Annotated in this window: 1 protein-coding gene; it reads right to left on the bottom strand. The window is 72.1% G+C overall.

The annotated features are described in order from the left end of the window. A partial coding sequence (locus tag MJ783_RS21835) for an acyl-CoA dehydrogenase family protein (protein ID WP_239313422.1) occupies nt 1–483 on the bottom strand: 483 nt, incomplete at its 3' end. Nucleotides 484–519 lie beyond the last annotated feature (36 nt).

A 519-nucleotide genomic window follows, 5' to 3' on the forward strand; every position in this document is an offset into this window, starting at 1 on the left:
ATCCCCGGTATCACGGACGGCACGACAGGACAGCGCCGCCAGATCGGAACCGGCTCCGGGCTCGCTGAACAGCTGGCAGGCGAGCAGGTCGGTACGCAGCAGCGGGCCGACGAACCGTTCCCGCAGGGCGGGCGTACCGAACATCGCCAAGGCCGGGCCGACCAGGCCGGTCGTGACGCTGATCAACTCGGTGGACGGCGGCACGGCGAACGCGCGTTCCTCGTCGGCGAAGGCGGCCGCGAACAGCGCGGGCAGACCGGCACCGCCCTGCTCGACCGGCAGCGTGAGTGCGCCATAGCCGGCGTCATACCGGGCCCGCCGGTATGCCCGGACGTTGTCCAGCAGCGTGCGTTCGTCGGCGTCGGAGAGGTTGCGGAACACCGCGAGATCGCGCGGACCGCCGGTTGCCGCGGGCGCGGCGACGGTGGCGGCGAGCCAGCGCCGTACCTCGGTACGCCAGGTCGCGAGTTCCGGAGTGCTCATCGGTGGTGCTGCCCCCTTCGCCGGTCGTGTTCAGAC

The organism is Protofrankia sp. Cj3, assembly GCF_917627355.1.
GTDB lineage: Bacteria > Actinomycetota > Actinomycetes > Frankiales > Frankiaceae > Protofrankia.